Source organism: Mycobacterium kyorinense (assembly GCF_002101735.1).
GTDB lineage: Bacteria > Actinomycetota > Actinomycetes > Mycobacteriales > Mycobacteriaceae > Mycobacterium > Mycobacterium kyorinense.
This window is the reverse complement of record NZ_LQPE01000018.1, coordinates 24,013-33,957: the sequence shown is the minus strand read 5'-3', so window position 1 is coordinate 33,957 and position 9,945 is coordinate 24,013. Positions and strand designations below refer to the sequence as shown.

The 9,945-nt window shown below is 68.5% G+C and carries 12 protein-coding genes and 1 pseudogene; 3 read left to right on the top strand and 10 right to left on the bottom strand.

Features of this window, described 5'->3' with window-relative positions:
* The first annotated feature begins 86 nt into the window (after positions 1–86).
* Entirely contained in the window at positions 87–1,463 is a 1,377-nt protein-coding gene (locus tag AWC14_RS03395) for a 13E12 repeat family protein (protein WP_235215929.1), read from the top strand.
* Here AWC14_RS03395 and AWC14_RS03390 read toward each other — a convergent pair.
* From AWC14_RS03390 to AWC14_RS03360, 7 genes and pseudogenes are all read right to left on the bottom strand, one after another.
* Positions 1,393–1,884 carry a hypothetical protein gene (locus AWC14_RS03390; protein WP_069601519.1) on the bottom strand — a complete coding sequence of 164 codons (492 nt, stop codon included), beginning with the start codon at positions 1,882–1,884 and terminating at the stop codon, positions 1,393–1,395. The two genes, AWC14_RS03395 and AWC14_RS03390, sit on opposite strands and share 71 nt — an antisense overlap.
* Complete coding sequence (locus AWC14_RS03385; RefSeq protein WP_045379833.1) at positions 1,881–3,134, bottom strand: DUF58 domain-containing protein; 1,254 nt, start codon at positions 3,132–3,134, stop codon at positions 1,881–1,883. The genes AWC14_RS03390 and AWC14_RS03385 overlap by 4 nt, the downstream gene beginning before the upstream one ends.
* Positions 3,131–4,090 carry an AAA family ATPase gene (locus tag AWC14_RS03380; RefSeq protein ID WP_045379837.1) on the bottom strand — a complete coding sequence of 320 codons (960 nt, stop codon included), beginning with the start codon at positions 4,088–4,090 and terminating at the stop codon, positions 3,131–3,133. The genes AWC14_RS03385 and AWC14_RS03380 overlap by 4 nt, the downstream gene beginning before the upstream one ends.
* Entirely contained in the window at positions 4,087–4,569 is a 483-nt protein-coding gene (locus tag AWC14_RS03375; protein ID WP_045379840.1) for a hypothetical protein, read from the bottom strand. Before AWC14_RS03375 ends, AWC14_RS03380 begins: the two co-directional genes overlap by 4 nt.
* On the bottom strand, positions 4,566–5,513 hold the full coding sequence (locus AWC14_RS03370; protein WP_057003270.1) for a DUF4129 domain-containing protein: 948 nt from the start codon (positions 5,511–5,513) through the stop codon (positions 4,566–4,568). The genes AWC14_RS03375 and AWC14_RS03370 overlap by 4 nt, the downstream gene beginning before the upstream one ends.
* A 79-nt stretch (positions 5,514–5,592) precedes the next feature.
* A complete protein-coding gene (locus AWC14_RS03365) occupies positions 5,593–6,042 on the bottom strand; it encodes an SRPBCC family protein (RefSeq protein WP_428838937.1) in 450 nt (149 codons plus the stop codon).
* A gap of 5 nt (positions 6,043–6,047) precedes the next feature.
* Positions 6,048–6,701 (bottom strand): annotated as a pseudogene (locus AWC14_RS03360) (pyridoxamine 5'-phosphate oxidase family protein).
* A 41-nt stretch (positions 6,702–6,742) separates the two neighbouring features.
* On the opposite strand from AWC14_RS03360, the gene AWC14_RS03355 reads away from it, so the two are divergent.
* Entirely contained in the window at positions 6,743–8,059 is a 1,317-nt protein-coding gene (locus AWC14_RS03355; protein WP_045379849.1) for an aminotransferase class I/II-fold pyridoxal phosphate-dependent enzyme, read from the top strand.
* Here the strand turns inward: AWC14_RS03355 and AWC14_RS03350 are convergent.
* A complete protein-coding gene (locus AWC14_RS03350) occupies positions 8,003–8,356 on the bottom strand; it encodes an aminotransferase-like domain-containing protein (RefSeq protein ID WP_045379852.1) in 354 nt (117 codons plus the stop codon). The two genes, AWC14_RS03355 and AWC14_RS03350, sit on opposite strands and share 57 nt — an antisense overlap.
* On the opposite strand from AWC14_RS03350, the gene AWC14_RS30060 reads away from it, so the two are divergent.
* A complete protein-coding gene (locus tag AWC14_RS30060) occupies positions 8,355–8,681 on the top strand; it encodes a methyltransferase domain-containing protein (protein ID WP_081968173.1) in 327 nt (108 codons plus the stop codon). The genes AWC14_RS03350 and AWC14_RS30060 overlap by 2 nt on opposite strands.
* A gap of 5 nt (positions 8,682–8,686) precedes the next feature.
* On the opposite strand, the gene AWC14_RS03340 is transcribed toward AWC14_RS30060, so the two are convergent.
* Both AWC14_RS03340 and AWC14_RS03335 read right to left on the bottom strand, forming a co-directional pair.
* Positions 8,687–9,022, bottom strand: coding sequence for a VOC family protein (locus AWC14_RS03340; protein ID WP_045379857.1), 336 nt, complete (start codon positions 9,020–9,022; stop codon positions 8,687–8,689).
* Between the two features lie 69 nt (positions 9,023–9,091).
* Positions 9,092–9,943: an SDR family NAD(P)-dependent oxidoreductase gene (locus tag AWC14_RS03335; RefSeq protein ID WP_045379860.1), complete on the bottom strand. Its 852-nt coding sequence runs from the start codon at positions 9,941–9,943 to the stop codon at positions 9,092–9,094.
* Positions 9,944–9,945 lie beyond the last annotated feature (2 nt).

The following is a 9,945-nucleotide window of genomic DNA, read 5'->3' as shown; positions in this document are numbered from 1 at the left end:
CCACAGTTGGGTTTTCATCTACAGGTCTGCCGTGGGGGTCTTCGCGGATGGCTTGCTTGTCAGCGTGCCTTCATAGCGTCGCCGTTATGGGTTCAGCGGAGGAGGCACGGGAGCGCATCAGCGCCGCTCTTGATGCGATCGACGCTGCCCATGAGGAGCTGCGTGAAACGTCGTCGCACGTGGTGGGCAACGCCTTTCGCGTCGACGTCGCGGAGCGGTTGGAGACCCAGGAGCGCACCAACCGCGGGCTGATGTACCGGTATTTCGGCCAGATCGCCGACCCGCCCGACGAGTGCGAGTCCACCGCACAAGTGCGCGCGACGCTGTGGAAGCGGCTGCGCATCACGCCGAACGAGATCACCCGCCGCTTCAAACTCGCGGCCCGAATTCGGCCGCGCCGGTCGTTGACCGGGCCGCCGGTGCCGCCGGAGCTACCCGAGTTGGCCGCCGCAGTCGAGGCCGGCGCAGTCGGTGAAGACCACATTCGCGCGGTGTGCCGGGCGGTCGACGTGCTGCCCGCCTCGGTAGCCCCCACAGACGTGGCCAAGGCCGAGCGCAGGCTGGTCCGGGAGGCGTCGAAATCCGATGCCGGGATCGTCGCCAAGATCGGCGAGGTCATCGCGGACCATCTCAATCCGGATGGCAACTTCACCGACGAGGATCGTGCTCGGCGCCGTGGGTTGCATCTCGGCTCGCAGGGACCCGACGGGATGTCGCGGCTATCGGGAATGCTCGACCCGGAGGCGCGCGCCTATTTCGAGGCGATCGAAGCGGCCGTGCGGCCCGGCCGTCACCAACCCGAGGGCAGCGACCCCGAAGCGCGCGACGATCGCACTCCGGCCCAGCGCTGCCACGACGCATTCAAGCTCGCGCTGCGAACCGCCATCGCTTCCGGCGGGCTCGGTCTGCATCGCGGCCATCCCGTCACCGTGGTCATCACCACCACGCTGGGCGAACTGGACCGCGCCGCGCATGCATTCCACGATCCGTCGATCCCGATGCCGGCGCCCGCGCGAACCGGCGGCGGCTCCCGGCTGCCGATGCGCGACCTGATCCGCATGGCCGCCAATGCGATTCACTACCTGGCGGTGTTCGACGACCACATCAAGCGGCCGCTGTATCTGGGCCGGCAGAGACGCGTCGCGACCGCCGACCAGCGACTGATCTGCTACGCGCGTGACCGCGGCTGCACGCGCCCCAACTGCCTGGTTCCCGGCTATCGCTGCGAGGTTCACCATTCACCGGACTGGGCTCGCGGCGGCCGCACCGACGCCGACAAGCTGCACTTCGCCTGCGGCGGTGACCATGGCGTAACCAGCCGCGGCGATATGCACACTGTCGTCACGGAGAACGGCCGCCTCGGCTGGACCGACGGCACCGGCCCGCCCGAAATCAACCACGCCCACCATCCGGAGGAGCTTCTGCGCGGCGACCCCGATCCGCCCCCGCCCGATCGCTCGTGAACGGGCGGATGGCCACCACGTAGATCGCCAAGATGGCCAGCGGCGCGGCCAGCGGCAACCACGGCAATTCCAGCGGGAACGCGGTGGCGACCAAACCGGCGAGCGTAAACCCCACGGCCCCAACGATGCTGGCAGCGCTGACGCCGTCGAGACCAACGACGGTGTCGGCGGTATGCCGAAGCACCAGATATCCGGCTGCGGCGAGGCCCGACACCGCCGCGATGGAGGGCGCGGGATTGGTCAGGACGATGACCGCGACCGTCAGAAGCACCGCCAGGGTCGCCGCGGGCCGAAACACCGCTCCGCCCAACACCGCTGCCGCGGCCAACATCGCGGCGATCAATGCCTGGTCGTCCGTCCCGACACCGACGGCGGCCACCATCAACAAGCCGCAGGCGATCGAGAGGATGCGGACCGTCATCGGCGTCCCGTCACCGGCCGGCGCCGATCGGGCACCGCGTGCATCGACTGGTCCAGCGTGCGGTCAGGCTGCCAAGGCACCACGTCGACACCGATAGTGGCCATGTCGCGATACATCGCCGACCGCTGCAACGCCCACAGCCGGCCGATCAGCGGATCCTGATGGTCGCCGAGCGGCGAGCCCTGCAGGACGTCGACCGCCACCACCAGGTGGCCGCGTTTGCGCAAGTCGATCAGCGCCAGCGCGAACTCGGTGTCGAGCAGCGTGGAGAATGCAACGATGATCGAACCCGGCGGAACCGCGGCGCGGGGAGCGAGAGTGCCTGTGGTGGATTCGTATTCGTCGCCGGAGCCGAGCACGGTGTCGAGCACGCGATAGAACTGCCGCTGGCCGATGTCGGCACCCAGCCAGCGCGGCTGGCGGCCGCCCAGTGCCACGATGCCGGCCCGGTCGCCGTTGCGCAGCGCCGTCTGCACAACCTGAGCGGCGCCGCGCACAATGCGCTCGGTGGCGTCGGTTGCGGGGCCCGGCGGTTGCGGATAGGTGTCGACGAGCACCACCACGTCGGCGGCTCGATCGGTCAACCGCTGGGTGACGTGCAGGCGGCCGCGGCGCGCGCTCACCGCCCAGTTGACCGTGCGCAGTTGGTCGCCGGGCACGTATGCGCGGATGTCGGCGTATTCGACGCCGCTGCCGATGTGCCGGGTGAGATGGGTGCCGATGCGATCCAGCAGCTCGGTCTGCGGAATCGGCGTCGATTGCGGTGGCGCCAGCGGAAACACGGTGACGTGTGCGGCATCCGCGGTCGCCGTTCCCGCCACCAACCCACCGTGCGCGACGACGTCGACGGTGGCCCGGATCGGGTAGCGACCCCAGCGGTCGGCCGTCGCGGCCACCGTCTCTCGTTGGCGGGAGCTGCGATCAAGCACCTTCAAACGCATGCCCTCCACGACCGCCACGCGCAGATCCACTGCCACGCCGGGGCTTTCCGTCGCCGCCGACACGTCCACCTGTGTCTGCTCAGTTTCGAAGCATCGCTGCGAACTGAGCTCGGCCTGCACCCGAACCTTCGGCAGCGGCCGCTGCCATCCGATCGAACTCAGCACGCCGAGCAGCGGCGCCGCGAACGCCAGCAGCTGCCAGCGCGACCCGATCAGCGCGACGGCCAGCGCCACCCCCGCACCTGTAGCCAGTGCCCGCGTCAGCCGCGAAGCGCGCCAACGCAACTGGACTTCGTGCGATCGGGTCACGGCCGGGCCCGCGGAACCGGCAGGCGGCGCAGCAGTTCTTCGATGATGTCCGAGCCCAGGATTCGTCGCACCCACATCTCGGGGCGAAGCGTGATCCGGTGCGCCACAGCCGGAACCGCGAGCGCCTTGACATCCTCGGGAATCACGTAGTCGCGGCCAAGCAGCAGCGCACGGGCGCGGGCCAGTTGCACCAGATCGAGCTCCGCACGGGGGCTGGCTCCGACCGCAACCTGGGGGTGATGCCGGGTCGCGTTCGCCAACGACACCACATAGTGCAGGACGTCCTCGTGCACGCTGACCTGTTCCACCGATTCGCGCATGGCCAGCAGGTCATGGGCGTCGACGACCTGGTTCACCGTCGGCTCGGTTGATCCGCGGTCCAGCCGGCGGCGCAACATCGACGTCTCGTCGCGCTCGGAGAGGTAGCGCAGTTCCAGCCGAACCGCGAAGCGATCCAGCTGCGCCTCCGGCAATGGATAGGTGCCTTCGTACTCGATCGGGTTGTCGGTGGCCAAGACGATGAACGGCGTTGGCAGCCGGTGGGTTTCACCGTCGATGCTGACCTGTCCTTCGGCCATCGCCTCGAGCAATGCCGCCTGGGTCTTGGGTGGTGTGCGGTTGATCTCGTCGGCGAGCAGCAGGTTGGTGAAGATCGGTCCGGCGCGGAACTCGAAGCGTCCGGACTGCATGTCGTAGACGGTCGAGCCGAGCAGGTCGGCCGGCAGCAGATCGGGCGTGAACTGCACGCGGGTGAAATCGAGACCAAGCGCGGCGGCGAAGGACCGGGCGATCAGCGTCTTGCCGAGGCCGGGCAGGTCCTCGATGAGCACGTGACCCCGCGCGAGCACCGTGGTGAGGATCAGCGTGAGCGCGGAACGCTTTCCGACCACCACACGCTCGATCTCGTCGAGCACTGCCTCGCAGCGAGCCGTGGTGACCTCAGCCGGCATCGTCATACCTGCTCCAACCGTTGCAGTATTTCCTCGAGTGCCGCCCGGCCCGGCCCCGGTTCGTGCCCACCGGATTGCGCGACGTTGTTGGGATCGATCAAGGACCACAGTTGCGGGCCGAAGAGCATGCGACCGGTGGCGTGAAAAGCTTCCGGATCCTTGGATTGCTTTTGCCCCGTGGTTATTTCGAACCGCCGCGCCAATATCGGCCGCAGGTGGCGGTCCCAATCGGCGCGGGTGGAGTCCGACCAGCGGATCAACGTCTCGGTGCGGGAAAGCCAGTCACGCAACGGCTTCCCCAGTGCGTCGGCAGCCGTATCCGGCGCCGCCTCGATGTCGTGGGCCAGGAATCGGCGGATGTTGAGCAAGGCGAACGCCACCGCCCCACCCGAGATCCACAGCACGAACCGGCGATCGTGCACCGACAGCGCGGCCAACTCGACGCCGATGACGCCGAAAACACTCAAGATCACCAGCCGCTTCATACCGCGCTCCGCAATTCAGCGAGTACGAGTTGCAGCACGCCTACGGCAGTTTCGCGATGGCTTTCGTTCATCACATGTGGACTGAACCGCGCCTCTTCGAACAGATTCACCAGCCGCGCGGCGTTATCGGCGTGCAGCGCATGGTGTTCGACGGCCCGGGTCAGCACCTCCGTCGGCGTGTCGGAATCCTGCGGAACTGCTTCCGGAACATGGGCCAGTTCGCGCTCCATCGCCGCATAGCACGCGATGATCGCCTCGCGCGGTTCGCGGCTGAGATCACCGATCTCGGCCAGGCCGACTTCTGCTGCGCGCGCGAGTGATTCAGATGTCGCCGTCGGCGTGGGCGCTTCGAACGGTTCGGCAACGAGCATGCGCGGCTTGGCATGGCGCCGTCCGCGCACGGCGGCGACGGCTCCCGCTACAAGCAGCAGCGTGAAAATCACCGTGCTCACGGCCAGGTAACCCAACACGTCGCTGTCGCCGCTGTCATTGCGCGGCTCGGGTGGCGGCGGGGCGTTGGGGCGAGGCGTCGGAGTCGCCGTTTCCACTGCGCCAGGCAGCTCACCGGCGCGAATCCCGTGCGGCCCGATGAACCGCGCCAGCAGCCATACGATCAGCAGCCACACGACGAGCACTGCGGCGCCGATCAGTAAAACCCGCCAGCCTGGGCGGCCCTTTCCGCGACTGAACCGGTCGGGCAGACCGCCGGCGCTGGGGGCGGGCCTGCGTGGATCGCGCAACCGGACGATGAGGGATGCGCCGACGATCGCCAGCGACACCCCCAGCAGCGCCACCACGTACGGCAGCGACGCCGAATTGCGCGGCGGCTCCCGCTGTGACTGCTGCTCGACGCCGGGCAGATATCCGCGCAAGGACGCAGCAACGACGACCAGGAGCACGATCACCGCGACCACGCGGCCCGTCGCCTTGTCGACCCCGGGCATTGGCACACCAATCGACCGGTTACCTGCCGCTGTTGCGGCAGGGGCTTGCCTCATCCTGACATGACGGGCTCCCGCGCCGCTAGCGCACCGATTCGGCGAGCTCCGCGAGCCGGTCCAGTGATGCCAGCAGCCGCTCGGGCGTGGTGCGACGAGCGCGCGGCAGGCGGTTCTTGTCGGTCAATCGCGACCAGTCGTAGGTGTGAGTGACCCGGGTGTGGGTGTCGTCGAGGGGTTCGAGCTCCCAACGCCACAGGTGCCCGGGTGGTCGCCGGCCCGGTTCGGATGGCCGCCAGGCGATGCGACGGCCTTCATCGAACTCGACGACGTGGTTTTCGCGGACGGTGCCGAGCGTGAGTTTCATCTTGAAGACATCCCCGACACGTCGAACACGCTGTGCTGCAACGGCTTCGGCCAGATTGTCGTTGCCGTCCCAGCGCGGTTGTTGGGAGGGGTCGGCAATCAGCTCGAAGATGCGCGCTGCGGGAGCCGCTATGTCGCGGCTGGCGCTCACCACCCGGGAATCTTCCACGCTTGTCATCCTCTCCGATAAGACACCAGATAGGGCGGCAGCCCGACAGCCGGGTCGAGATCGTCGACCGGCACCGCATCGCCGCCGGTCAGGGTCAGCGGCACGACTCCGGCCCAATGCGGCAGCGCGATGTCCTCGTCGTCGTCGACGGGCCCGCCGCCGCGAACCTTGGCAGAGACTTCGACGAGGTCGACCGCCAGGACGGCGGTTGCGGCGAGCTCCCGCGCGTTGGGGGGTCTGCAATCGGCGGCGCGGCCGGGTGCGACGTGATCGAGCAGGGCATCCAAGGCTCGCAGTTTCTCTTGCCGGTCATCGACAAGGCGTGCGGTGCCGTGCACGACGACCGACCGGTACATCAGCGAATGGTGCAGCGCCGCGCGCGCCAGCACCAGCCCGTCGACCAGGGTGACCGTGACACACACCGGAAGACCCGACGGCGACGCGGCGAGCATCGGGCTGCTGCCCGTGGACCCGTGCAGGTACAAGATCTCCCCCAGCCGCGCGTGCGTCGTCGGCAATACCACCGGCCGACCCGCGTTGAGGTAGCCGACATGACAGATTAGGGCTTCGTCGAGGATGCGGTGGACCGTTTCACGGTCTTAGCAGGCACGTTCGCGGTAGCGGGAGGGCGTGCTGCGTGGGGTCGCGGGGTAATGCACCTGGTTGCCTCAGACTTTTGTAATAGTACATACTGATTTATGTGCCAGTACGATACACCATTACTGGAACGGGTGCCGAGGCAATAGCGACCAGCGTCGAGGAAGCCATCTCCACCGGCGCGCTGGCGCCGGGGGCCGAACTGCCGCCGATCCGGCAGCTCGCCGCCGACCTCGGCGTCAACGCCAATACCGTCGCCGCGGCATACCGGCTGCTGCGCCATCGCGGAGCCGTCGAGACCGCGGGCCGCCGCGGCACAAGAGTGCGCGAACGTCCGGCGACCACGCCGCGATCCCTCCGCGGGCTGGCCGTCCCCGACGGTGTGCGCGACCTTTCCACCGGCAACCCCGATCCGGCTTTGTTGCCGATCGCCGCACGCCGGTTCAGTTCGCGCCGCGCCCCGCTGCTGTACGGCGAGCCCGCCATGTCGCCCGAGCTGACCGAGCACACCCGAGCAACGCTGACCGCCGACGGCGTTCCGGCTGAGCATCTCGCGGCAACCGCCGGGGCCCTCGACGGCATCGAGCGGGTACTCGTGGCCAACCTGCGGCCGGGCGATCGCGTGGCGGTCGAGGATCCCGGCTGGGCCAATCTGCTGGATCTGATTGCGGCCCTGGGTTTTTTGGTCGAGCCGGTCCGGGTCGACGACGACGGGCCGGTGGTTGCCGACGTGGCTCGCGCGCTGCGTCGCGGTGTCAGTGCGCTCGTGGTGACCACCCGGGCCCAAAATCCCACCGGCGCCGCGGTTTCCGCCGAGCGCGCCGAGGAGTTGCGTCACCTGATCCGAGACGAAGACCTGCTGCTGGTCGAGGACGACCACTGCGCCGGTATCGCCGGCGTGCCGCTGCACACGCTGGCCGGTTCGACACCCCATTGGGCATTCGTGCGGTCGGCATCCAAGGCGTACGGCCCCGATCTGCGGCTGGCAGTGCTCGCCGGCGATCGTCGCACCGTCGAACGCGTGCACGGTCGGCTGCGGCTCGGGCCGGGCTGGGTCAGCTACCTGCTGCAGGACCTCGCTGTGAACATGTGGCGGGACTCGGCGGCAACGCGTCTGGTGCGCAAGGCCGAAGCCACCTACAGCCGCAACCGGACGCTGCTGCAGTCGGCGCTGGCCGATCGTGGCGTGGCGTCGCACGGGCGGTCCGGGCTCAACGTCTGGATTCCGGTGCCGGACGAGACGGTGGTGATCACCCGGCTGCTCGGCGCAGGGTGGGCCGCCGCGCCCGGCAGCCGATTCAGGGTCGGCAAACCACCCGGAATTCGCCTGACCATCTCGGATCTCGTTGCCGCCGAGGTCGATTCACTCGCGGACGCGATCGCCGAGGCAATCCAGGCGGTCGGGCGTGCCAGCGTCTAACCGCGCTACGGCGCCCAGCTTCGCAATCCCCGTGACGATCTCGGACTCGGCGAGATTCGCATAGCCGAGTATCAGACCCGGCGGGGCCGCCGCTCGGTCGGCGTAGAACGGCGTGAGCGGTTCGACCCTGACCCGTAGTCCGGCGGCCCGACGCACCAGTTCCTCGACCGGGTAACCGGCGGGAAACTGAACCGTGAGATGCACACCCGCGGCCGCGCCGAGCAGGGTCACCTGCGGGAGGTAGCTACCCAGCGCCCTGAGTAGGGCGTTTCGCCGCGACAGATAGCGCCGGCGCATCTGGCGCAGGTGGCGGGCCGAAAACCTCGACTACCCCGACGAGTCGTTCGACCTGGTGGTGAGCACGACGTCATTCGACCATTGGTCCGATCAGCAAGCAGGGCTGACCGAATGCGCCCGGGTGCTACGTCCCGGTGGCCACTTGGTGCTCGTCGACCAATTCTCGCGATTGCTGGCGCCGACGCTCGTCACAAGCCGCCGAGGCAAGGCACGCACGAGGCGCCGCGCCACCCGTCTCCTGCTGCGGGCCGGGTTTTGTTCCCCGCGCTGGCATCGCCTGTATGCGGTGATCATCAACGCGGTCACCGCTGCCAAGCCGAGCTGAGCCGCCTACCCCTTAGGCCGCCACACCCCGAATCGGTTGCCCTGCGGGTCTTGCAGATGGGCGAACTCGAGTGGGCCGTTGTCGGTCAACGGCACCACCACCTTCGCGCCGAGCTCCGACGCCTTGTCGACGGTGGCCTGCACGTCGTCGACCTGGACATAGAAGATCGCCCATGACCCGCCGCCGGTCTTCGAGCTGTCCCACACCCCACCCTTGTCGCCGTCGATCATCCGGTAGTCGCCGGAGTCACCGATGTCCCAGCCGAACAACCCGCCATAGAAACCGCGCGTGGCGTCGGCGTCGGGAGTACCGACCTCGAAATAATTCACAACATTGGCCATGTCTCGCCGTCCCTTCGCTTAACGATGTGGACCAACGACAGAAGTATTGCGCCAGGGTCCGACAAACGGTCAGGCCGACTTGAAGCTGCCGTCGAGGACCTGCAGATGCCCGATCGTGCGCCCCGTGACGGCGCCCGCGTCCACCAAAGCCAACTCAACCGCCGCCCGCGCGAACTCCTCGGCCGTCGCCACCTCGTCGAACTCGCGGGCGTAGTACGAAAGTCCGGGCGTCAGAATCGGTTTGGACGGCGACAGCGCGTTGACCGCGATGTTGCGGTCCTGCAAGTCGTATGCCGCACACCAGGTCAGGTGCTCCAGCGCGGCCTTGGATCCGCCGTAGCCGGGCAGCACGCCGCCGCTGCGGTCGGCGTACGGCCCGTCGCCGGGTAACCGGGAGGCGATCGAGGTGACGTTGATGATCGACCCGTAACCCGCATCGATCATGTCGGGGCACACCAGTTGGATGAGTTCGTATGCGGCGAACACCGAGATCTCGAAGTGCCGCCGATACGCGCCCAAGGGCGTGCCGAGCAGCGGCGGCCAGCCCGGTTTGGCGGCGGTCTTGGCCTTGGGCTTGGCCGCAGCGCCGTCGCGCGGCGGGCGGCCCGGCGCGGTGAACGCGGCGTTGTTGACCAGAATCGTGATGGGGCCCAACGCTTCTCGCGCCTCGTCAACCAGCCGGGTGATGTCCTCGGCCTCGAGCAGGTCGGCGCGCACCGCGACGGCCCGGCCGCCGGCCGCTTCGATGTCGGCGACGGTCTCGCCGATGGTGCCGGGCAGTCGCTGATCCCACACCTGCTCGGTACGCCCGACGACAGCCACCGCGGCACCCTCGGCAGCCAGCGCCAGCGCGATAGCGCGGCCCAGGCCACGGCTGGCGCCGGTGACGATCGCGGCCCGCCCGTCAAGTCGACCGGTCACCG